Source organism: Streptomyces sp. So13.3, assembly GCF_005860785.2.
GTDB lineage: Bacteria > Actinomycetota > Actinomycetes > Streptomycetales > Streptomycetaceae > Actinacidiphila > Actinacidiphila fildesensis.
On record NZ_CP048835.1, the window covers coordinates 3,088,265 to 3,109,644 of the forward strand.

23 protein-coding genes are annotated in these 21,380 nt (G+C 71.9%); 9 read left to right on the forward strand and 14 right to left on the reverse strand.

Annotation, left to right across the window (positions count from 1 at the left end; genetic code table 11):
• From C8250_RS14010 to hisD, 4 genes are read right to left on the reverse strand one after another with little or no spacing between them, the layout of a single operon-like run.
• On the reverse strand, positions 1-153 hold the full coding sequence (locus C8250_RS14010; protein WP_187144832.1) for a hypothetical protein: 153 nt from the start codon (positions 151-153) through the stop codon (positions 1-3).
• A complete protein-coding gene (gene hisB / locus C8250_RS14015; protein ID WP_138356934.1) occupies positions 150-743 on the reverse strand; it encodes an imidazoleglycerol-phosphate dehydratase HisB in 594 nt (197 codons plus the stop codon). Before hisB ends, C8250_RS14010 begins: the two co-directional genes overlap by 4 nt.
• Positions 740-1,861 (reverse strand): histidinol-phosphate transaminase, encoded by a 1,122-nt coding sequence (locus C8250_RS14020; protein ID WP_244809131.1) that lies wholly within the window; start codon positions 1,859-1,861, stop codon positions 740-742. Before C8250_RS14020 ends, hisB begins: the two co-directional genes overlap by 4 nt.
• On the reverse strand, positions 1,858-3,174 hold the full coding sequence (gene hisD / locus C8250_RS14025; protein ID WP_138356935.1) for a histidinol dehydrogenase: 1,317 nt from the start codon (positions 3,172-3,174) through the stop codon (positions 1,858-1,860). Before hisD ends, C8250_RS14020 begins: the two co-directional genes overlap by 4 nt.
• A 132-nt stretch (positions 3,175-3,306) precedes the next feature.
• On the opposite strand from hisD, the gene C8250_RS14030 reads away from it, so the two are divergent.
• From C8250_RS14030 to ybaK, 3 genes are all read left to right on the forward strand, one after another.
• The gene (locus C8250_RS14030) at positions 3,307-4,875 is read left to right on the forward strand and encodes an oxidoreductase (protein WP_138356936.1); all 1,569 of its coding nucleotides are present in this window, start codon (positions 3,307-3,309) and stop codon (positions 4,873-4,875) included.
• Between the two features lie 105 nt (positions 4,876-4,980).
• Positions 4,981-5,703 carry an LON peptidase substrate-binding domain-containing protein gene (locus C8250_RS14035; protein WP_138356962.1) on the forward strand — a complete coding sequence of 241 codons (723 nt, stop codon included), beginning with the start codon at positions 4,981-4,983 and terminating at the stop codon, positions 5,701-5,703.
• Between the two features lie 76 nt (positions 5,704-5,779).
• Positions 5,780-6,286 (forward strand): Cys-tRNA(Pro) deacylase, encoded by a 507-nt coding sequence (ybaK, locus tag C8250_RS14040; RefSeq protein WP_138356937.1) that lies wholly within the window; start codon positions 5,780-5,782, stop codon positions 6,284-6,286.
• Positions 6,287-6,464: 178 nt separating this feature from the next.
• Here the strand turns inward: ybaK and C8250_RS14045 are convergent, their stop codons facing one another.
• From C8250_RS14045 to C8250_RS14060, 4 genes are all read right to left on the reverse strand, one after another.
• Entirely contained in the window at positions 6,465-7,247 is a 783-nt protein-coding gene (locus tag C8250_RS14045) for a hypothetical protein (protein ID WP_307811227.1), read from the reverse strand.
• Positions 7,248-7,316: 69 nt separating this feature from the next.
• Positions 7,317-8,051 (reverse strand): ABC transporter permease, encoded by a 735-nt coding sequence (locus C8250_RS14050; protein WP_232484834.1) that lies wholly within the window; start codon positions 8,049-8,051, stop codon positions 7,317-7,319.
• Positions 8,052-8,208: 157 nt separating this feature from the next.
• A complete protein-coding gene (locus C8250_RS14055; RefSeq protein ID WP_138356963.1) occupies positions 8,209-9,177 on the reverse strand; it encodes an ABC transporter ATP-binding protein in 969 nt (322 codons plus the stop codon).
• A gap of 161 nt (positions 9,178-9,338) precedes the next feature.
• Positions 9,339-10,223 carry an NYN domain-containing protein gene (locus C8250_RS14060; protein ID WP_187144834.1) on the reverse strand — a complete coding sequence of 295 codons (885 nt, stop codon included), beginning with the start codon at positions 10,221-10,223 and terminating at the stop codon, positions 9,339-9,341.
• A gap of 210 nt (positions 10,224-10,433) precedes the next feature.
• Between C8250_RS14060 and C8250_RS14065 the strand changes: the two genes are divergently transcribed.
• From C8250_RS14065 to C8250_RS14085, 5 genes are all read left to right on the forward strand, one after another.
• Positions 10,434-10,595, forward strand: a complete 162-nt coding sequence (locus C8250_RS14065) for a hypothetical protein (protein WP_187144835.1) — start codon at positions 10,434-10,436, stop codon at positions 10,593-10,595.
• A 329-nt stretch (positions 10,596-10,924) separates the two neighbouring features.
• Positions 10,925-12,241 carry a DUF2252 domain-containing protein gene (locus C8250_RS14070; RefSeq protein WP_138356939.1) on the forward strand — a complete coding sequence of 439 codons (1,317 nt, stop codon included), beginning with the start codon at positions 10,925-10,927 and terminating at the stop codon, positions 12,239-12,241.
• Between the two features lie 59 nt (positions 12,242-12,300).
• Entirely contained in the window at positions 12,301-12,963 is a 663-nt protein-coding gene (locus C8250_RS14075) for a hypothetical protein (protein ID WP_138356940.1), read from the forward strand.
• A gap of 48 nt (positions 12,964-13,011) precedes the next feature.
• Entirely contained in the window at positions 13,012-13,812 is an 801-nt protein-coding gene (locus C8250_RS14080; protein ID WP_138356941.1) for a thioredoxin domain-containing protein, read from the forward strand.
• A gap of 208 nt (positions 13,813-14,020) precedes the next feature.
• Positions 14,021-15,025, forward strand: coding sequence for a zinc metalloprotease (locus C8250_RS14085; RefSeq protein WP_138356942.1), 1,005 nt, complete (start codon positions 14,021-14,023; stop codon positions 15,023-15,025).
• 4 nt (positions 15,026-15,029) lie between these two features.
• On the opposite strand, the gene C8250_RS14090 is transcribed toward C8250_RS14085, so the two are convergent.
• On the reverse strand, positions 15,030-15,647 hold the full coding sequence (locus C8250_RS14090; RefSeq protein WP_138356943.1) for a dienelactone hydrolase family protein: 618 nt from the start codon (positions 15,645-15,647) through the stop codon (positions 15,030-15,032).
• A 51-nt stretch (positions 15,648-15,698) separates the two neighbouring features.
• Between C8250_RS14090 and C8250_RS14095 the strand changes: the two genes are divergently transcribed.
• The gene (locus C8250_RS14095) at positions 15,699-16,805 is read left to right on the forward strand and encodes a mechanosensitive ion channel domain-containing protein (protein ID WP_138356965.1); all 1,107 of its coding nucleotides are present in this window, start codon (positions 15,699-15,701) and stop codon (positions 16,803-16,805) included.
• Between the two features lie 16 nt (positions 16,806-16,821).
• Here C8250_RS14095 and C8250_RS14100 read toward each other — a convergent pair whose 3' ends face one another.
• The 5 genes from C8250_RS14100 to C8250_RS14120 all read right to left on the reverse strand — a co-directional run bounded on the left by C8250_RS14100 (position 16,822) and on the right by C8250_RS14120 (position 21,241).
• Entirely contained in the window at positions 16,822-18,402 is a 1,581-nt protein-coding gene (locus C8250_RS14100; protein ID WP_138356944.1) for a Na+/H+ antiporter, read from the reverse strand.
• Positions 18,403-18,472: 70 nt separating this feature from the next.
• A complete protein-coding gene (locus C8250_RS14105; protein WP_138356945.1) occupies positions 18,473-18,922 on the reverse strand; it encodes a GNAT family N-acetyltransferase in 450 nt (149 codons plus the stop codon).
• Positions 18,922-19,863: an RluA family pseudouridine synthase gene (locus C8250_RS14110; RefSeq protein WP_138356946.1), complete on the reverse strand. Its 942-nt coding sequence runs from the start codon at positions 19,861-19,863 to the stop codon at positions 18,922-18,924. The genes C8250_RS14105 and C8250_RS14110 overlap by 1 nt, the downstream gene beginning before the upstream one ends.
• Positions 19,864-19,955: 92 nt before the next feature.
• Positions 19,956-20,537, reverse strand: coding sequence for a signal peptidase II (lspA, locus tag C8250_RS14115; RefSeq protein ID WP_244809133.1), 582 nt, complete (start codon positions 20,535-20,537; stop codon positions 19,956-19,958).
• A gap of 110 nt (positions 20,538-20,647) precedes the next feature.
• On the reverse strand, positions 20,648-21,241 hold the full coding sequence (locus C8250_RS14120) for a TraR/DksA family transcriptional regulator (protein ID WP_232484791.1): 594 nt from the start codon (positions 21,239-21,241) through the stop codon (positions 20,648-20,650).
• Positions 21,242-21,380 lie beyond the last annotated feature (139 nt).

The window sequence follows — 21,380 nt, forward strand, 5'->3', positions numbered from 1 at the left end:
CTACAGCGACATCAGGCCGGCACCGAACGCCATGAGCGCACCGATGCCGAGCAGGACGATGACGCCCGTCGGAAGCTTCTGCTTCCAGAAGGAGTAGACGCCGCCGGCGAGGAAGAGCCCGAGGACGATGTAGACGGTCGATGCGGTGTTCACAGTGCGCCCTTGGTCGAGGGGAGGATGCCGGCCGCGCGCGGGTCACGCTCGGAGGCGTACCGCAGGGCGCGGGCCAGGGCCTTGAACTGGCACTCCACGATGTGGTGCGCGTTGCGGCCGTACGGGACGTGGACGTGCAGCGCGATCTGCGCCTGCGCGACGAAGGACTCCAGGATGTGCCGGGTCATCGTCGTGTCGTACGAGCCGATCATGGGAGCCATGTTCTCGGGCTCGGTGTGCACCAGGTAGGGACGGCCCGACAGGTCCACGGTGACCTGGGCGAGCGACTCGTCCAGCGGCACCGTGCAGTTGCCGAAGCGGTAGATCCCGACCTTGTCGCCGAGCGCCTGCCGGAAGGCGGCGCCGAGCGCGAGGGCGGTGTCCTCGATGGTGTGGTGGGTGTCGATGTGCAGGTCGCCCTCGGTCTTGACCGACAGGTCGAAGAGTCCGTGGCGGCCGAGCTGGTCGAGCATGTGGTCGTAGAAGCCGACACCGGTGGATACGGAGACGTCGCCCCTGCCGTCCAGGTCGATCTCGACGACGACGGACGTTTCCTTGGTGGTGCGTTCCACACGGCCCACGCGGGTCATACGGTCTCCTTCTGCATTGCGCGAACCGCGTCCAGGAACGCGTCGTTCTCCTCCGGGGTGCCCGCGGTGACCCGCAGCCATCCCGGTACACCGTTGTCGCGGACGAGCACGCCGCGGTCGAGGATCGCCTGCCAGGCGGCGTGGCTGTCCGCGAAGCGGCCGAACTGCACGAAGTTCGCGTCCGAGTCCGTGACCTCGCAGCCCAGGGCGCGCAATTCGGTGACCAGTCGGTCCCGCTCGGCCTTGAGCTGCTCGACGTACCCCAGCAGCGTATCGGTGTGCTCCAGCGCCGCGAGCGCGGTGGCCTGCGTGACGGCCGACAGGTGGTACGGCAGGCGCACCAGCTGGACGGCGTCGACGACGGCCGGGTCCGCGGCGAGGTAGCCGAGCCGCAGCCCTGCCGCGCCGAACGCCTTCGACATGGTGCGGCTGACGACCAGGTTCGGCCGGCCCTCGATGAGCGACAGCAGCGACGGCCGGTGCGAGAACTCGACGTACGCCTCGTCGACGACGACCAGCGACGGCCGGGCGGCCTGCGCCGCCTCGTACAGCGCCAGTACGGTGTCGGCTTCGACGGCCGTGCCGGTGGGGTTGTTCGGCGAGCAGATGAAGACGACGTCCGGCCGGCGCGCGGCGATCTCCGCCACGGCGGCGTCCACGTCGATGGTGAAGTCCGCGCGGCGCGGCCCGGAGATCCACCCGGTGCCGGTGCCGCGCGAGATCAGCGCGTGCATCGAGTACGAGGGCTCGAAGCCGATCGCGCTGCGCCCGGGTCCGCCGAAGGTCTGCAGCAACTGCTGGATGACCTCGTTCGAACCGTTGGCCGCCCACACCTGCTCTTTGGTGACCCCGTGGCCGGCGGTGCGGCTGAGGTACGCGGCCAGCTCGGTGCGCAGCTCCACCGCGTCCCGGTCCGGGTAGCGGTTCAGCGCCCTGGCGGCCTCGGTGACCCGCTCGCCGATCCGCCGCACGAGGGCCTCGGGCAGCGGGTACGGGTTCTCGTTGGTGTTCAGCCGCACCGGGACGTCGAGCTGCGGCGCGCCGTAGGGGGTCAGGCCGCGCAGCTCGTCACGGATGGGCAGATCGTCGATGCCGATGCCGGAGCCCGTGCGGGTCACTGGGGCACCTGCCAGTCGAAGCGGGCCCGGAGCGCGGCGCCGTGCGCGGGCAGGTCCTCGGCGTCGGCGAGCGTCACCACGTGGTGGGTGACCTCGGCGAGCGCGTCGCGGCTGTAGTCCACGACGTGGATGCCGCGCAGGAACGATTGCACGGACAGGCCCGAGGAGTGGCAGGCGCAGCCGCCGGTGGGCAGTACGTGGTTCGAGCCGGCGCAGTAGTCGCCGAGCGAGACCGGGGCGTACGCGCCGACGAAGATCGCGCCGGCGTTGCGGACCCGGGCGGCGACGGCGGCGGCGTCCGCGGTCTGGATCTCCAGGTGCTCCGCGCCGTAGGCGTCGACGACGGCGAGGCCCTGGTCGATCGTGTCGACCAGCACCACGGCCGACTGCCGGCCGGCCAGCGCGGCCAGGATGCGCTCGCTGTGCTTGGTGACACCGACCTGCGCCGCCAGCTCCATCTCGACCCGCTCGGCCAGCTCCACCGAGGTGGTGACCAGCACGGCCGCCGCCAGGGTGTCGTGCTCGGCCTGGCTGATCAGGTCGGCGGCGACGTGCACCGGGTCAGCGGTGGCGTCGGCGAGGACGGCGATCTCGGTCGGACCGGCCTCGGCGTCGATCCCGATCCGGCCCTTGAGCAGCCGCTTGGCCGACGCGACGTAGATGTTGCCGGGACCGGTGACCAGGTTGACCGGACGGCACTCCTCGGTGCCGTACGCGAACATCGCGATGGCCTGGGCGCCGCCGGCGGCGTAGACCTCGTCCACGCCGAGCAGCGCGCAGGCGGCGAGGATCGTCGGGTTGGGCAGGCCGCCGAAGTCCTTCTGCGGGGGCGACGAGACGGCGATGCCCTCGACGCCGGCCTCCTGGGCCGGGACCACGTTCATGACGACGGACGACGCGTAGGCGGCCAGTCCGCCCGGCACGTACAGCCCGACGCGCTCGACCGGCACCCAGCGCTCGGTGACCGTGCCACCGGGCACCACCTGCACCGTCGTGTCGGTGCGGCGCTGCTCGTGGTGCACGATCCTGGCCCGCCGGATCGACTCCTCCAGGGCGGCGCGGATCTTCGGGTCCAGCTCCTCCAGGGCGGTCGCCAGTGCCACCGCGGGCACCCGGACGCGCTCCAGGGTGACGCCGTCGAACTTCCGCGCGTAGTCGATCAGCGCCGCGGTCCCACGATGGCGTACGTCCTCGCAGATGGGCCGCACCTGGTCCAGGGCGGCTTCCACGTCGAACTCGGCTCGGGGCAGCAGGTCGCGGTCGATGCCGTCCTCCGGGAAGGCGGCACCACGCAGATCGATTCGGGAGATCACCCTGTCAAGTGTAGAGAACGCTGTTCTCAGCCGTTCTCCGGTTCCACTCCCTGATACGTCCCCGGCCGGTGATCACGCCGGGCTACGGTTCCGTGTGTCGCACGGTGCGACACGGAACCGGGAGGGGACGCGGTGACCGAGCCGTCGGGGATCAGGGCGCCGGGTGACTGGACCGAGCCGGAGAAGGATCTGTGGACCGCCTTCCGCCGGGGTGTGGTGCACGATCTGCGCACCGGCATCCCCGAGCGGGACGACCCGGCCACCGACCGGGCCTGGGGCCCGGAGCGGACGGTACGCGCCGAGGTGATCGCCACGCTCCTGCTGGACGGACCGCCCGCCGAGCCCGGCCGGGTCGCGTGCGTCAAGCTCTCCGGGGCCCGCATCAGCGGCCAGCTGAATCTGTCGGGCGGCCAGGTCACCCCGTACGTGGAGATGCACGACTGCCACTTCGACCAGCAGATCCTGCTGCCCGAGTGCCAGTTCACGACGCTGCGCATGGTGCACTGCTCGATCCCCCGCCTGGAGGCGGCCCGCCTCACCACCACCGGTGATCTGCATCTGCCGCAGTGCTCCATCGAGGGCGGCATACGGCTCACCGACGCGCACATCGGCACCGATCTGCTGCTCAACCAGCTCACGGTGGGCCGCGACCGGCACGGCCGGGCGATCGCCGCCGACGGGCTCAGCGTCGCCCAGGACGTCGAGGCCGAGCTGATGGACGTGACCGGCGAGATCAGCCTGCGCAGCGCCCGCATCGGCGGGCGGCTGAGCCTGCGCGGCAGCCTGCTGCACAACCCCTACGGCCGTTACGCGCTGAACGCCGCGCGGGTCACCGTCGAGCACACCCTCTATCTGAGCGCCGGCTGGATGGCCACCGGCGGGGACAGCGGCGGCACCCCGCCGGCCGGGGTGCGGACCCGCAACTTCAGCTGCGAGGGCGCGGTCCGGCTGGACGACGGCCGGTTCGGCAACGCGGTGATCATCACCCGGGCGCGGTTCCGGCTCACCGGCTCCCAGCAGCTGTCGCTGCGGCGGATCCAGACACCGGAACTGCGCTTCACGCTCAGCCAGCCGCCGACCGGCACCGTCTCACTGGCCGGCGCCCGGGTGGGCAACCTCACCGACACCCGGCAGAGCTGGCCGGAGTCCGGCGGCCTGGACCTGGCGGGCTTCAGCTACACCACGCTCAGCCCGGCGGGGGCGTTCCCGCTGCGCGACCGCATCGCCTGGCTGGCCGCCGCCACCCCCGAGTACAGCCCGGAGCCGTACGAGCACCTCGCCGCGGCGCTGCGGGCCGGCGGTGAGGACTCCGACGCGCGCGAGGTGCTGCTCGCCAAGCAGCGGCGCCGCCGTGAGGCGCTGCCGCTGGCCGGCACGCTGTGGGGGTATCTCCAGGACATCACCGTCGGCTACGGGTACCGGCCGGGCCGGGCCGCCGTGTGGATGGCGGTGCTGTGGGCGATCGGCGCCACCTTCTTCAGCCTTCACGCGCCGCCGGCGCTGAAACCGGACGAGGCCCCGCACTGGAGCGCCCCGCTGTACGCCCTGGACCTGCTGCTGCCGGTCATCGACCTGGGCCAGGACAGCGCGTGGAAACCGTCCGGCGGCGCGCAGTGGGCGGCCACCGTCCTCGTCCTGCTGGGCTGGATCCTGGCCACCACCGTCGCGGCGGGCGCCTCCCGGCTGCTGCGCAGGGGCTGACCGGGGCCCGGGCGTGTCGTTACGGGGACGATACGGAGCGACCCGGTGAAGCTTGCGCGGCGAAAGCACCCCGTCCGGCGACCGGAGCAGCACGTACGCTGTCCGATTGTGACCGCTCGCCTTCCGCTCTTCCCGCTGAACTCGGCTCTTTTCCCGGGTCTCGTTCTGCCCCTGCACATCTTCGAGGAGCGGTACCGCGCGCTCGTGGGCGATCTGCTCGCGCTGCCCGAGGACGCCCCGCGCCGCTTCGCCGTGGTCGCCATCAAGGACGGGAACGAGGTGGCACCGACCGGCCCGGACGGGGTGGACACCACCGCCGGGGCCGGGCTCGGCCCCGATCCGGCCAAGTCGCTGTTCCAGGTCGGGTGCATCGCGGAGGCCGCCACCATCGGGGAGCGCGAGGACGGCGGCTTCGAAGTGGTCGCCACCGGCACCACCCGCTTCCGGCTGCTGTCGGTCGACGCGTCAGGTCCGTATCTGACCGCCGAGGTGGAGGAGCTGCCGGAGGAGCCGGGCGAGGGCGCGGGCACGCTGGCCGCCGGTGTCGCCAGGGCCTTCCGCACCTATCAGAAGCGGCTCGCCGGAGCGCAGGACCGCACCCTGGTCGCGGTGCAGGAACTGCCCGACGACCCGTCCGTGCTGTCCTATCTGGTGGCCGCCGCGACGATCTTCGAGACCTCGGCCAAGCAGCTGCTGCTGGAGGCGCCGGACACCGCGGCCCGGCTGGCGGCCGAACTGCCGCTGCTGCGCCGCGAGGCCGCCGTCATCGGCAAGCTCCCCTCGCTGCCCGCCGTCGACCTGACCCGTCAGCCGGCCAGCCTCAACTGACCGCGGGGCCGTCCGGAGCAACCGGCAGGGACCGGCAGGGACCACCGACAGGACCATGGATCGGAGACGGCACGTCATGGCCAGGAAGTCCAAGGCGACCACCGGCGGCACCCCCGCCACCGTCGCGCTGGAGCAGGACGGCGCCGCCTTCACCGTCCACGCCTATGCCCACGACCCGGCGGCCGCCTCGTACGGCGGCGAGGCCGCCGAGGCGCTGGGCACGGCTCCCGAGCGGGTGTTCAAGACACTGGTCGCCGATGTCGACGGGGCGCTGACCGTCGCCGTGGTCCCGGTCGCCGGCTCGCTCGACCTCAAGGCGCTCGCGTCCGCGGTCGGCGGCAAGCGCGCCGCGATGGCCGACCCCGCGGCGGCCGAACGCACCACGGGTTACGTGCTGGGCGGCATCTCCCCGCTGGGCCAGCGCAAGCGGCTGCGCACGGTCGTGGACGTCTCCGCCCTGACCCACACCACGGTGTTCGTCTCGGCCGGCAAGCGCGGCCTGGAGGTCGAACTCGCCCCGCAGGACCTGGTCCGGCTCACCACCGCGATCACCGCGCCGGTCGCCCGGATCCAGCCGATTTAGCGGAACCCCGTAGTCCTTCTGGACGATTGCGCCCGATGCGCGCACGGTGTCCCGGACGGAGCACCCGCGACGAGGGGAGCCGACACCATGTCCCGACGCACCCGCATGCGGAAATGGCGGATCAGGAAGCGCCGCGCCAACCACGGCCGGCGCCCGGCCTAGGGCCAGACGACAGGCCCTAGAACGCAGGGCCCCCGCGTTCAGGGCTCCCGTGCTCAGGACCCCGTTGCCAGGGATCCTGCTCGCCGGATCCCTGGACGGGCGGGTTCCGGTCGGCCGGGTTCCGGTCGGCCGGCGGCGCGAACGGTCCCTGGCCCGGAGCGGGGTGGGGCGCCGGGTGCGGTGCCGGGTAGGACGTGTCCCACGACTGCGGCTGCTGCGGTTCCCGCGGCCCGAAGGCGGACGTCAGACAGAGGTGTACGAGCATGGCCGCGGCCGGCCAGGCGACGAGGGCGCCCTTGGCGCGCAGCCGCAGCGGGCCGTCGAAGACGACCTTCGGGCCGACCTCCTTGGCATGGGCGATCAGATCGCTCGTCGGGCCCAGCCAGACCCCGAGGCGCCAGGCGAGCACCGAGCCGAGCAGCCCGCCGACCGCCAGGCCGAGAACGACCCCGATACCGCCGCGCCGCCGGCGCCAGAAGACCAGGGCCGCCGTCACCGCGCCCATGGCGAGTCCCAGCAGCACGAAGGTGCCGTCCGCTCCGACCGCTTCCTCGCCCTCGCTGTCCCTGAGGTAGATGGCCTTGCCGTCGGAGACCATCGGGATGAGGGGCGCGAGCCACAGCCACAGCAGCCCGAGCACGACCCCGGTCACCGCCACCGCGACGGCGACCAGCGCGCCTTCCCGCAGTTCGGCGGTGAAGGCCGCACGTCCATCCTTCGATACGTCGCCGGAGAACGCCGCGCCCGGGTACTGCGGCAGGGGCGGCGGCTGGTCGTGCGGCGTCAGGGGTGCGGTCACCCGCCCATCGTGCCAGGTCATGTGTTCGCCCGCTTCACCGCGGGCTCGCCGACGGGTCCACCGGCGGGTTCACCGGCAGGCGGCCCGGCGGTACGCCCAGGTCGCGGCGGCCAGCGACACCACGCCGACGGCCGCGCACACCGACAGATCCGCGCCCACCATGACCCAGTCCGGATGCGGGTCGAAGGTCCGGGCGAAGGCCTCCACGCCGTACGTGGACGGCAGCAGGTCCCGGACGAGACCGATCGGCGCGGGCATGTTCCCGGCCGGCAGCACGCCCAGCAGCAGCGCCGCCGACATACCCAGCTGACCGAAGAGCGTGGCCAGTTCCTGCTTGGGCGCCAGCAGCCCCAGCGCCGCGCCGAGTCCGGCGAGCGCGGCCCCGGCGAGCGGGATGACCGCCGCCAGCACCCACAGGTTCACCAGCGGCAGCTGGAAGAGCACGCATCCGGTGACCGCCGTGGCGATCGTGCCGGGCACCGTGAACGAGGCGTACGCACCCGCCGCGCCCAGCACCACCGCCGCGGGCGGCACCGGCAGCGTCGCGTAGTGGTCGAGGCCGCCGGAGGCGCGCAGCTGGCCGAAGTACTGGGCGAGCAGGTTGAGCGCGACGAAGGCCACCACCAGCACGCTGGACCCGGCGACCACCGCGCGCGCCGCCTCGGCGTCGCCGCCGTCGACGACCCCGCGCAGCATCACCATGATGCCGACCGATTGGAACGTCGCCACGAACAGCAGCGGGATCCGCGCCACCCGGGCGCGCGACAGCTGCGCCCGGTACACGGCGCCCAGCGCGGGCAGCAGCCGGGCGCGCGGCGCGAGCGGCGCGGCGGCCGGGTCCGCGCGGACGGCCGGGACGGTGCCGGGCGTGGCGCCGGTCGTGCCCGGGACCACGGGCGCGGCCGCGCTCACCGGGCGCCCCGGGGCGTACGGCGGTGCGGAAGCCCGTCGCAGGCAGACGTCATGCCTTGACCAGTCCCTTCTGACGGCCGCCGAGGGCCAGGTACACGTCTTCGAGGCTCGGGGTGGCGAGCGTGAAGTCGTCGAGTGCGGCGAAGGCCTGGCCGCCGGTGATCTCGGCGATCACGGCCCGGGCCCGCGCCTGCGGAAGCCGGAGCGTCCAGCGGCGGCCGGAGATCTGGGCGGCGGGGCGCAGCGCGGCCACCTCGGGCAGGTGCAGTGGCGGCTCGTCGCGCCACACGAGGTCGAGCCTGACCTCGTCCGCGACGAGCACCTTGAGCCCGGCCGGGGTGTCACACGCGATGACCCGCCCGTTGTCCATCACCGCGACCCGGTCGAGCACGGTCTCGGCCTCGATGACGTTGTGGGTGACCAGCACGACCGTGGCCCCGTGCTCGGCGCGGCGGCGGTCGACCGCGGCCCACACCGCCCGCCGGGCGACCGGGTCCATGCCGGTGGTCGGCTCGTCCAGGACCAGCACCTGCCGCTCCCCCACCAGCGTCGCGGCGAAGCACGCCAGCCGCCGCTGGCCGCCGGAGAGCCGCTTGATGGCCCGTCCCGCCAGCTCGGTGAGGCCCAGTTCCGCCAGCACGGCGTCGCGCTCGGCCCGCGCGGTGCGCGCGTCCAGGCCGCGCAGCCGGCCGGTGGTCTCGGCGGCCAGTGAGACGGTCAGCTCGTCCAGGGCGGTGGATTCCTGCCCGAGGTAGCCGATCAGCCGGGAGGCGCGTTCCGGGTGGCGTACGAGGTCGTGCCCGAGCATGCCGATGGCGCCGGAGTCCGGCCGCAGCAGCCCGGTGAGCTGGCGGACGAGGGTGGACTTCCCGGCGCCGTTGGGTCCGAGCAGACCGAAGATCTCGCCGCGCCGGATGTCGAGGTCGATGCCGTCGCTCGCGCGGACAGCAGGGGTCGCGGCGCCTCGCCGGCCACGTCCGGCCGGGTAGGTCTTGACCAGCCCGCGTACGGCGATCACCGCATCGCGGGCGGTGGCGGCTGTGCTGGGCGCCGCCTGCTCCGTGCCCGTACTCACGAGGATCGAGAGTACGCGTCGCGGCGCCCGGTCCGCGCCTCGGGTCCGGTTCTGCCCTCAAATGCCGGACCGGCACGCACCGGTCCCGACCCCGTGTTTACGCCCTAATCACCCGCGGGGGCGTGTTCGGCGACCGTGCGGGCGTCGACCTCGCGCCAGAAGCCCGCCCGGATGGCGTACCGGTCGTGCTCGTCGATCTGGTCGTCCTTGTGCGCGAGCAGTCCGAAGCGCGCGGCGTAGCGCAGCAGCTCGCCGTCGATGCGGTGCGGCACCCGCGGGTAGTGCGTGGACAGGGCCTGCAGGTGGGCGGCGTCGGTGAGGCGGGCGATCCAGCGGCGGGCGAAGACCTGGCCGACCTCGAAGGGGTCGCCGCTGACGGCGGTGATGTCGGCCTCGCGGTCCGCCCAGCGCTGTTCCGCGCTGGTGAGCTGGGCGAGCGTCGGCAGGCCGCTGGTGTCGGGTACGTCAGGGCCGTTGCCGGGGCCGCGTTCCGACCAGGTCTTGTCGGATGACCACCGGAGCGTGGCGTTGGGGACGGGGTGCGGGACCGGTGCCTGCTGGACGCGGCCGAGCCCCGCGAGGTCCTTGGGGGTGGGCACCCCCTTGGCGGCGCCGTCACCGGTCACCAGCACCACGTCGGAGCAGGCCCGGTTGCGGGCGAGCTCGGAGAGCTCCGCGTGCATGGCGGCGTCGACGCCCTTCTGCGCCCAGCGGCCGTCGGTCCGGGTCAGCGCGCCCAGCCGGACGGTGACGCGCGGCATGACGCGCAGCCGCCGGTGCTCCGGCTGCGGGACCCGGTCGGGGGCACCGTCGAACCAGTAGATCCGCAGCAGCGGCTGCCCGGTCTCCAGCTCCGCGCGTTCGCGGAGGCCGGCGACCACGGCGGCGTGGTCGACGGTGATTCGCGACCGGGAAGGTTCACCGGCCAGAAGGCTCGCCGCGGCGCCCAGGAGATATCCGGCGTCCACCAGGACAACGCAGCGGTCCATGTTGCACCTCTTCCGGTCGTCCCCCGGCACGGATTTTCCCCGAGTCTGCCCCAATATCGGGACGTTATAAGCCGGAACTCGATCATCGGCGTGGCGGTTTCCGAAATTAAGGGGGTCCTCCCCCACCACCTGCCCGAAATGCGCGCTTCGTACTCGCGTGCAAGCCTGATAGCGGTTCAACGTCCGAGATCCCCTATAGGAGGGACGATCGTGGGTAAGAACAAGAATCGCGAGCGCAAGGCCCAGGAGCAGGAACGCAGCCAGGCTGCGGAGGCCCAGGAGCAGGCGAAGAGCACCGCCGCCCAGGAGCAGGTACTTCCGACCTCGGGGCAGGTCTCCCGCCGCCAGCAGAAGAGGTTCGGTCACAACTGATCACAGGCCGGTCGCACGCGACCGGCCCGGAGCGGTGGCACCCCCGGGCCCTGGGGTACCACCGCTCCTCCTGGTTCTCCGGCCGGCTCCGCGATCGGCACCGCGGCCCGCCCTTCAGGGAACGCACGATCGAATTCCCTTCCCCCGGCATATTCGATGCCGGTATGCGCCACGTATCGCGATATCCGGTCCCGGGTATTTGCGGACGGGTAATTCCCCTCCACCGCCGCCTCTCCCGGTGTGCCGTCCCGCCCCCGCCGGCCGTCGGCCCGCCGCGTAGGCTCGCCCGTTGAAAGATCTCCGGCACGAGCCCTGGAGGGGCGGCAGCGATGCCCATCGCACACACCACCGACGAGCAGCGCGGTGCGAAGATCCTCGACGTCTTCGGCACCACTTTCGGCGAGCTGCTGGCCGCCGATCCGGCCGCGTTCCGCGTCAAGTTCCGCAAGATGGCCGCGTCCGCGTTCGCGTTCTACCGGGGCACGGCGTGCCTGTTCTACTCCGATCTGGAGGACGGCAAGGACAGCGGGCCGTATGTGAACCAGCGCACCGGCCGGGTGTGGATCCACGGCGACCTGCACGCCGAGAACTTCGGCACCTACATGGACGCCAACGGCCGGCTGGTCTTCAACGTCAACGACTTCGACGAGGCCTACGTCGGCCCGTTCACCTGGGACCTGAAGCGCTTCGCCGCCTCCGTCGCCCTCATCGGCTACACCAAGGCGCTCGGCGACGACACGATCAGCGCCCTGGTACGCACCTACGCCGCCGCCTACCGCGCCCGCATCCGCGAGCTGTCCAAGGACGAGAGCCTGCCGCCGCTGACCCTGGACAGCGCGCAGGGCCCGCTGCTCGGCGCCCTGCGGCACGCCCGCTCAGAGACCCGCTTCGGACTGCTCGACTCCATGACCGAGGTCCGCGACTGGGACCGCCGCTTCCGGCCCGGCGGCGGCGCCATCGAGCTGGACGAGGCGACGCGCGAGAAGGTGCTCGCCGCCTTCGGCGGGTATCTGGAGACCCTCCCCGAGGCCAGCCTGGTCCGCCCGGACAGCCACCGCGTCAAGGACGTCGTCGGCCGCCGCGGCATCGGCATCGGAAGCGCCGGGCTACCCTCGTACAACCTGCTGCTGGAGGGCACCACCGACGCGCTGGAGAACGACGTCGTGATCTACATGAAGCAGGGGCAGACCCCGGCGGTCTCCCGGCACATCACCGATCCGGCGGTGCGCGGCTACTTCCGGCACGAGGGCCACCGCACGGTGATCTCCCAGCGCGCCCTGCAGGCGCACGCCGACCCGTGGCTGGGCTGGACCGAGCTGGACGGCGTCGGGCAGCTGGTCGCCGAGGTCTCCCCGTACGCGGTGGACCTCGACTGGTCGGACCTCGACGACCCGGCGCAGATCGAGGCCGTCGTCGCCGACCTCGGCCGGGCGACCGCCGCGATGCACGCCGCCGCGGACGACGAGAGCGGCCACTCGCTGGTGCCGTTCTCCACCGAGGACGCCATCAACGAGGCCATCGAAGGGGACGAGGAGGGCTTCACCGCGATGCTGGTGGACTTCGCCCACTCCTACGGCGCCCGGGCCCGCGCCGACCACCAGATCTTCGTCGACCTGTTCCGCAACGGCCGGATCCCGGGCCTTTAGTCACACAGGTTGGGGTCCCTTAGGTCCCACCTACTTATCGGCATGGCACACTCTCCGCCATGAAGGACATACGACCACCGCTGAGGGCGCTGCGTGCTGCGCTCTTCGCGGCGTTGTGCGTCACTCTCTCCTCCACCTCGCACGTACTGATGTCGCACACGCCCCTGCCGCTGGTCACGGTGGCGGGGGCCTACGGCGCCGTCTTCGCGCTGGCCTACGCGCTCGGCGGCCGGGAGCGCGGCTTCTGGCCCATCGCCGGGCTGCTGGTGCCGCTGGAACTGGCGGTGGACACGCTGTTCACCGCAGGTCAGCACACCTGCTACGGCCCCGGCGGCGGACCGGTCACCGGCTCCTGGCGCTCCCTGAACGAGGCGCTGCTGTGTCACGGCGGCCAGGTCGGCAGCCCGCTGGCGGCCGTCCCCGGGGCGCCCGCCGCCACCGATCCGACGACCGGCCCGTGGCTGCTGCTCGCGACACACATCACCGTGGGCCTGCTCGCCTCCTGGTGGCTGCGGCGCGGCGAGGCCGGTCTGCAGCGCGTCGTGCGCGCGATGGCCGCCGCCGCGTTCCGGCCGCTGCTCGCCGCGGTCGCCGCGCTGCGCACCCCGGCCGCCCGGCTGCGGCTGCCCCGCGCCCGGTCCGGCCAGGCCGGCCCCTCGCGGTTCCGGCCGCTGCTGCACTCCCTCGTACGGCGTGGTCCGCCGTCGCTGGTCGCTCTCTGACCACCGGCTCGCCCACCACACACGTATGGACACGGAGACCCCATCACCATGAGCAGCAGAAACAGCCAGGCCAACAAGCAGGCAGCCCGTGAGCGGCTGCGCGCCGAGCGCGAGAAGCACGCGAAGAAGGCCAAGCTCAAGCGCCAGCTGCTGGTCGGCGGCGCCGTCATCGCGGCGATCGCGATAGCCGGCGGCGTGGCCGTGGCCGTCAACGAGATGAACAAGCCCGGCGAGTGGGAGGCCGCGGCGAAGAAGACCCTGGTCAAGCCCGCCAACACCTCGGGCACCGACGGCACGACGGTCGTCATCGGCGACCCCGCCAGCAAGTACAACCTGGACGCCTACGAGGACATGCGCTGCCCGGTCTGCGCCTCCTTCGAGCAGGAGTCCGGCGCGGCCGTCCTGAAGGGCGCCACGGACAAGAAGTACAAGATCACGTACACCATGGGCACCTTCCTCGACGGGAACGGCGGCACGGGTTCCAAGAACGCGCTCAGCGCGCTGGGCGCGGCGCTGAACGTCTCCACCGACGCGTTCACCCAGTACCACACGCTGCTGTACTCCAAGGATGTCCACCCCGAGGAGACCAAGGACGAGTTCGGCAGCGACGACAAGCTGATCGAGCTGGCCCAGAAGGTCCCCGCCCTCAAGGGCAACAAGACCTTCGAGACCGCCGTGAAGAACGGCACCTACGACAAGTGGGCGCTCACCATGAGCGACAAGTTCAACAAGGCCAAGGACGTCACCGGCACCCCGACGGTCAAGCTCAACGGCAAGGCCATCGAGGTCATCGGGCAGCCCTCCGCCACCGTCATGGCCGCCATCGAAAAGGCGATCAGCGGGAAGTGACCCACCCACAGGGACCGGCCGGCAGGACGCGGCCGGTCCCTTGTCATGTCCGGCGAGCGGACAGCCCGGCCCGCTGAGCAGTGACGGTTTTCGGCCAACCGCTCGACGCCCGGGCCGATTCCCGCCCTGATGCGTACATGGAGATCCTCTATAGCCTCCGCTGCAGCGGTTACCAGCCGCACCAGCCGTCGTGAAGTTGAGGAGAACTATGCGCCCCTCCGTCCGACTCGCCGCCCGACTCACCGGTCGTGTCCCACGCCGCCTGATCGGCGCCGCAGCCATCGCGGGAGCCCTCGCGTTCACCCCGGTGGCCGCCTCGGCGGGTACCGTCAGCGCCCACAAAGCCACCGCGAGGACGCCGTCCGCCCAGCAGTGTGCGGAGGGCACTGCTGGGAACGCCGCAGCCCGCGAGATGCCTGGCGCGACCGCCCACGAGCCCAACGCCCTCACCCCGGCGCAGGCCAAGGCGATGGACCGCGACCTGAAGAACCGCACCGCCTCGCTGCGCCGGTCCGGCGTCAACTCCGTCAAGGCGAAGGCGATCTCGATCCCGGTCTACTTCCACGTCATCCACGACGGCGCCACCGGCAAGCTCACGGCAAGCCAGATAGCCGGGCAGATCGATGTCCTGAACAAGGCGTACGCCGGCCAGGGCGACGGCAACACCACCACCCCGTTCACGTTCAAGCTGCTCAAGACCGACTACACGGACAACGCGGCCTGGTACAATGTCGCCCCCGACACGGCCGAGGAAAAGGCCATGAAGTCCAAGCTCCGCAAGGGCGGGGTGAGCAGCCTCAACCTCTACAGCGCCAACCTCGGCGGCGGGCTGCTCGGTTGGGCGACCTTCCCCGAGTGGTACCCGGGCGACCCGAAGGGTGACGGCGTCGTCATCCTCGACCAGTCCATCCCCGGCGGCACCGTCACCAACTACAACGAGGGCGACACCGCCACCCACGAGGTCGGCCACTGGCTCGGCCTCTACCACACCTTCCAGGACGGCTGCACGGAGCCGGGCGACTACGTCGCCGACACCCCGCAGGAAGGCGAGCCGGCCTTCGAGTGCCCGGTCGGCAGCGACACCTGCACCGCCGAGGGCCTGGACCCGATCAAGAACTTCATGGACTACACCTACGACTCCTGCATGACCCAGTTCACGCCGGGTCAGGTACAGCGCATGAAGGACTCCTGGCTGGCCTACCGCGCCAGCTGACGCCTCAGGCTTCGGCGTCGAGGTCCGCGAGGAAGCTCAGGGCGACAGCCCATGTCTGCTCCGCGGCCTCGGCGTCGTAGTCGTGCAGCTCCGGGTCCGTGTAGAGATGGCCCGCACCCCGGTACCGGTGCACCTCAACATCCGCGCCCGCCTTGCCCATCCGCAGGTACCACGCGTTGAGCCAGTCCTCCGACTCGAACGGATCCGGCTCCGCGACATGCAGCTGCACCGGCAGCTGATCCGTCACCGCGTCGTCCGCGATGTCCGACGTGCCGTGCAGGAGCAGCAGCCCGCGGGCCTTCTCGTCGCCCAGCGCGAGGGTCTGGGCGATGGAGCCGCCGAGCGAGAAGCCGGCGTAGACCAGCCCCTGGTCGGAGTGCGGAGCCGCGGCGGCGACCGCCCGCTGGAGGAGTTCCTCGCGGCCGATCGCGTCCTTGATCTTCATGCCCTCCTCGACGGTGTCGGTCGTCCGGCCGTCGTAGAGGTCGGGGACGTACACCTCGTGCCCGGCGGCACGCAGTCGCTCGGCGGCCGCTCGTACGGCGGGCCGGAGCCCATAGGCCGAGTGGAACATCACGATTTTCACGGGGCTGCCTTCACTCGCTGTCGGGTACGCGTCCATGGTGCCAGTTACCGTCGGGGGACAAAGCAACCGGAGGGAGCGCCTGTGGACATGGAGAACGTGCTGCGGCCGGTGATCGTCATCGGGGCGTCGGTGGTGGTGACCCTGGTCGTCGGCTGGGTCGTGGACAAGACGCTCGTCAAGGTCGACGCCCGGCACCCCGAGACCCCGCTGTGGGGCCTGCTGCGCCGCTGCCGGATCCCGTTCCAGCTGGTGCTGTGCACGGCGCTGCTGCGCGCCTCGTACCCGGCGGCGCATCTCGCCAAGGGCCACCGGGCGGCGGTCGGCCAGTGCCTGAGCCTGGTGCTGATCGGCGCGTGCGCCTGGCTGACGGTACGGGTGGCGTCGGCGGTGGTGGACGCGTCCTACGAGCGGTATGCCTCGACGGCCCGCAACACGGCCAGGGTCCGGCGGGTCCGCACCCAGGTGACGCTGATCCAGCGGGTGGTGACCGCCGTCGTGATCGTGGTGGCGATCGCCGCGATGCTGTTCACGTTCCCCGAGATGCGCACCATCGGCGCCTCGATGCTCGCCTCGGCCGGGATCATCGGCATCGTGGCCGGTGTCGCGGCCCAGTCCACGCTCGGCAACATCTTCGCGGGGCTGCAGATCGCCTTCGGCGACATGGTGCGGATCGGCGACACCGTGGTGGTCGACGGGGAGTGGGGCACGGTCGAGGAGATCACCCTCACCTATCTGACGGTGCGGACCTGGGACGAGCGCCGCATCACGATGCCTGTGTCGTATTTCACCAGCAAACCGTTCGAGAACTGGTCGCGCGGCGACCCGATGATGACCGGAACGGTCTTCTTCCATCTGGATCACTCGACGCCCGTCGACCTGATGCGCGAGCAGCTGCACCTGGTGCTCAAGGAGTGCGAGCAGTGGGACCGGCGGGCCTGGGGCCTGGTCGTCATCGACACCACGCCGACCACGATCCTGGTGCGGGCCCTGGTCACCGCCAAGGACGCGGACGACATCTTCACCGTCCGCTGCGTCGTCCGCGAGCAGTTGCTGGAGTGGGTGCGCCGCGAGCACCCGTACGCGCTGCCGCGGCTGAACACCGCGCCCGCGCCGGGGCTGGACGCGGAGCCGCCGCGCCCGCCGGCCGCCCCGCCCACCTCCGACGACATCGGCCCCGGGCCGGGCGCACGATAACGGCGGAGCACGGAGCTCAGCGCACCGAACGCAGGTCCAGCAGGCGCAGCACCCGGTCCACGATCTCCGGGTCGGAGCCCGGCTCGCTGCGGGCGGCCAGCACCTCGTGCCGGGCGGCGGACATCATCTCGGCCTGCACCCGCTGTATGACCCGCAGCCGCTCGGTGCGCTTGGCGTGCGACTCGCGGCGGTCGTCGTCGACGATGTCGGGCGAGATCCGGGCGCCGAGGTCGAAGGCCCGCCGCTGGAGCATCTCCGACACCTCCTCCTGCAGCGGCTCGACCAGCTCGATCTCCCGCAGCCGCTGCTTGGCGGCCTTGGTGGCGCGCAGCGCGAGCCTCCGCTCCAGATCGTGCTCGGCGTCGATGTTGCCGCGCACCCCGAGCCTCCTGACCAGCCAGGGCAGCGTCAGGCCCTGCAGGACCAGGGTGGCCAGGACGACCGCGAAGGCGATGAACAGCAGCTCGTCACGGGCCGGGAAGGGGCCGTCGTCCGAGGTCAGCGGAATGGCGAGGGCCAGGGCGACGGACGCCACGCCGCGCATCCCCGCCCACCACACGACGACGGTCTCCCGCCAGGTCATCGGGATGTCCTCGTCGTGGCGCTTGTCCCGCCACCTGCGGGCCAGCCAGGCGGCCGGCAGCAGCCACACCAGCCGGACGCCGACGACCACGGCGATCACCAGTCCGGCGTGCGAGAGCATCGAGCCCCAACGGCCGGCGCCGACGGCGAACACGTTGTGCAGTTCCAGCCCGATGAGGCCGAAGGCGACGCCGGTGACGAGGGTGTCGACGATCTCCCAGAAGGTGGTGCCGGCCAGCCGGGCCGTCACATCGTCCGCCCCGACGGCGTGCTCGGCCAGGAAGAGCGCGGTGGTGAGCACCGCGAGGACACCGGAGCCGCCCAGTTCCTCGGCGAGGCCGTACGAGGCGAACGGGACCAGCAGCGTCAGCCCGATCTGCAGGGTCGGGTCCCCGACGATGCCCATCAGCTTGTTGGCGGCCCACCCGAGCGCCATGCCGATCGCGATCGCGACCACGGCGGACAGCACCAGCTCGCCGGCCGCGTGCTCGGCGGAGAACTTCCCGGTCACGGCCGCGGCGATCGCCACGTGGTAGAGCACGATCGCGGTGACGTCGTTGAACAGCCCCTCGCCCTCCAGGATGGAGACCATCCGCCGCGGCAGCCCCAGGCTCCCGGCCACCGCCGTCGCGGCCACCGGGTCGGGCGGCGCCACCAGCGCGCCGAGCGCGACCGCGGCGGCGACCGTCACGCCGGGGACGATCGCGTTGGCGACGACCGCGACGGCCGCCGTCGTGACGAAGACCAGGGCGACCGCCAGCAGGAAGATCGCCCGCTTGTTGGCCGCGAACTGCCGCCACGAGGTGCGCTGCACGGACGCGTAGAGGAGCGGCGGCAGGACGATCGGCAGAATCAGATCGGGGTCGATCTGCACGTTCGGGATCTGCGGCACCAGGGCCAGCACGATGCCGAACAGGGTCATCAGGACCGGCGACGGGAGCCCCATCCGGTCGCCCAGCGGCACCATGACGATGGCCGCGAGCATGAGCGAGAAGAACAGGACGAGCTGGTCCACGGCGGGCGGCTCCTGGGACTCCTGGGACTCCTGGGACGGGACGCCTCAGGGTGCCACAGGCAGTGGGGCGTCAGCCCAGGGAGCGCCGCATGGCGCGGTGCGCGATGCCCGCGTCGGGGAATTCCGGCCCGAACGGGGTGTAGCCCAGCCGCTCGTAGAAGGCGATCGCGTGCACCTGGGACTCCAGGTGGACACCCGCGAGTCCGAGCCTGCGGGCCTCGTCCTCGAGTGCGGCGACCAGCCGGGCGCCGACGCCGGTGCCGCGCGCGGGCTTGAGCACGGCGAGCCGGCCGAGTACCGCGGTGTCCGGGTCGCCGCCGTTCTTGGCGGCGGCGTCGGCGCCCAGCAGCAGCCGTCCGGTGCCTGCGTCCGGGGCCAGCACGTGCACGGCACGGTCGTCCTTGCCGTCCCACTCCAGCTCGGCCGGGACGTTCTGCTCGACGACGAAGACCTCGTGACGGATGGCGTGCACGGCCGCCATGCCCTCGGCGTCCTGCGCCGCGACGACCCGGACGTCCATCAGACGCTGTCCTCCCGGACGACGTCCAGGGCGTGCTGGAGATCGTCGGCGTACGCGCTCTCGAACTCCACCCAGCGGCCGTCCGACGGGTGCTCGAAGCCGAGCTTCACCGCGTGCAGCCACTGGCGGCTCAGGCCGAGCCGCTTGGAGAGGGTCGGGTCGGCGCCGTACGTGAGGTCGCCGACGCAGGGGTGGCGGTGGGCGGACATGTGCACCCGGATCTGGTGGGTGCGGCCGGTCTCCAGCTTGATGTCGAGCAGGCTGGCGTGCCGGAACGCCTCGATGAGGTCGTAGTGCGTGACGCTGGGCTTGCCCTCGGCGATCACGGCCCACTTGTAGTCGTGGTTCGGGTGCCGGCCGATCGGGGCGTCGATGGTGCCGCTCATCGGGTCCGGGTGGCCCTGCACCAGCGCGTGGTAGCGCTTGTCGACGACGCGCTCGCGGAACTGCTGCTTGAGCAGCGTGTACGCGCGCTCCGACTTGGCGACCACCATCAGCCCCGAGGTGCCCACGTCGAGACGGTGCACGATGCCCTGGCGCTCGGCGGCACCGGAGGTGGAGATGCGGTAGCCGGCGGCGGCGAGGCCGCCGATGACGGTCGTGCCGGTCCAGCCGGGGCTGGGGTGCGCGGCCACGCCGACCGGCTTGGAGATCACCACGAGATCGTCGTCGTCATGGACGATCACCATGCCCTCGACGGCCTCGGCCACGATCTGCACGGGCTTCGGCGGCGCCGGCATCTCGACCTCCAGCCAGGCTCCGCCGTGCACCCGGTCGGACTTCATCGCGGGGCTGCCGTCGATGGAGACCTTCCCGGAAGCAGCCAGCTCCGCCGCCTTGGTGCGCGAAAAGCCGAACATACGCGCGATGGCGGCGTCGACGCGCTCGCCTTCTAGGCCGTCGGGTACGGGCAGGGTCCGGGTCTCGGGAAGGGTACTCACCTGGTCGAGTATGACGGACGGCGGTGGCAGCTCCGTCCCGGCGGCCCGGACCCGGTGGCCGACCGGCGGCCCGGCCTCGGCTCAGCCGTGGCTCAGTCGCGGTGCAGGGTGCCGTCCGGGTCGAGTCCGCGGAAGGACAGCAGCACGATCAGGATGCCGCCGCAGACGATCGCGGAGTCGGCGAGGTTGAAGACCGCGAAGTGGGCGGGCGCGATGAAGTCCACCACATGCCCCTCCAGGAACCCCGGCGACCGGAAGACCCGGTCGGTGAGGTTGCCGAAGGCCCCGCCGAGCAGCAGCCCGAGCGCGATCGCCCAGGGCAGGCTGTAGAGCTTGCGGGCCAGCCGGGCGATCACCACGATCACCCCGGCCGCGATGATCGTGAAGACGATCGTCATGCCCTGGCCGAAGCCGAAGGCCGCTCCCCCGTTGCGGATCGCCTCGAGCCGCAGCCAGCTGCCGAGCACGTCGATCGGGGTGTCCCGGTGTTCGAGGCTGGTCACCACCCAGAGCTTGGACAGCAGGTCCAGGGCGTACGCCAGCGCCGCCACCGCGAGCAGGAGGGCGATGCGCCGCTTGCCCCTGGGTGCGGTGGGCGGCGCCTCCTCAGGGGCCCCGGCCGCTGCCGTGGCCTCTTCGTCCCGTTCCTCGATGCCGTGCTCCGCTTCCGTCACGTGCGTCCCTCAGCCCTTGTGCAGCTTGTGCCGGCCAGGCCGGATCCTGGCTGTTGACGAGGGTACGTCACACCCGTGCGCGGGGGTCCCCCCGGCCGAGGGCAGGGGGTTCAGCGACGCTCCTGCTTCTGCTTGCAGTCGATGCACAGGGTGGCCCGCGGGAACGCCTGCATCCGCGCCTTGCCGATCGGGTTGCCGCAGGACTCGCAGCGGCCGTAGGTGCCCTCGTCGAGCCGCTCCAGGGCGTGCTCGGACTGGGCGAGCATCTCGCGGGCGGTCGCCGCCAGCGACATCTCGTGCTCCCTGGTGATGTTCTTGGTGCCGGTGTCGGCGTCGTCGTCACCCGCGCCGCCCCCGGAATCGCGCAGCAGCCCCGCCACCGACGCCTCCGAGGACGCGATCTCGGCCCGCAGCCGCTCGGCCTCCGCGAGCAGCTCGGCACGGGCCTCCAGGACCTCGGAGGCGGACCAGCGGTCCTCCCCCGGCCGTACCGGGAGCACGCCGGGCTCCCCGGCCGCCCGGGAGGCGGGAACCGCGGACGTGACCGTACCGGCCACCGTCTTCTTCGCAACCACCTTTTTGGCTCCCGTCTTCTTCGCTGCCGCGGTCTTCTTCGCCACGACCTTTTTCACGGCCTTCTTGGCGGCGGTGGCCGCCTTCTTCGCCGGTGTCGTCTTCTTGGCGGCGGTCTTCTTCACGACCATGGCCGCGACCCCTTCACATTTTGTGATCTTGCTCGCGAATCGTGCCGGAACGGTAAAACGGCTCCGGACCCGCGGCAACGGGGCACGCCGCTTGATCCCCCCGTCGCGCCCGGTGGGCCGACAGGTCTGCATCCTGTGT

Coding starts and splice junctions, on each gene's coding strand:
- hisB (WP_138356934.1), bottom strand. CDS start 743: ATGACCCGCGTGGGCCGTGTGGAACGCACCACCAAGGAAACGTCCGTC.
- ybaK (WP_138356937.1), top strand. CDS start 5,780: ATGGCCAGGAAGTCCAAGGCGACCACCGGCGGCACCCCCGCCACCGTC.
- C8250_RS14060 (WP_187144834.1), bottom strand. CDS start 10,223: ATGGACCGCTGCGTTGTCCTGGTGGACGCCGGATATCTCCTGGGCGCC.
- C8250_RS14070 (WP_138356939.1), top strand. CDS start 10,925: ATGCCCATCGCACACACCACCGACGAGCAGCGCGGTGCGAAGATCCTC.
- C8250_RS14075 (WP_138356940.1), top strand. CDS start 12,301: ATGAAGGACATACGACCACCGCTGAGGGCGCTGCGTGCTGCGCTCTTC.
- C8250_RS14080 (WP_138356941.1), top strand. CDS start 13,012: ATGAGCAGCAGAAACAGCCAGGCCAACAAGCAGGCAGCCCGTGAGCGG.
- C8250_RS14085 (WP_138356942.1), top strand. CDS start 14,021: ATGCGCCCCTCCGTCCGACTCGCCGCCCGACTCACCGGTCGTGTCCCA.
- C8250_RS14090 (WP_138356943.1), bottom strand. CDS start 15,647: ATGGACGCGTACCCGACAGCGAGTGAAGGCAGCCCCGTGAAAATCGTG.
- C8250_RS14095 (WP_138356965.1), top strand. CDS start 15,699: ATGGAGAACGTGCTGCGGCCGGTGATCGTCATCGGGGCGTCGGTGGTG.
- C8250_RS14105 (WP_138356945.1), bottom strand. CDS start 18,922: ATGGACGTCCGGGTCGTCGCGGCGCAGGACGCCGAGGGCATGGCGGCC.
- C8250_RS14120 (WP_232484791.1), bottom strand. CDS start 21,241: ATGGTCGTGAAGAAGACCGCCGCCAAGAAGACGACACCGGCGAAGAAG.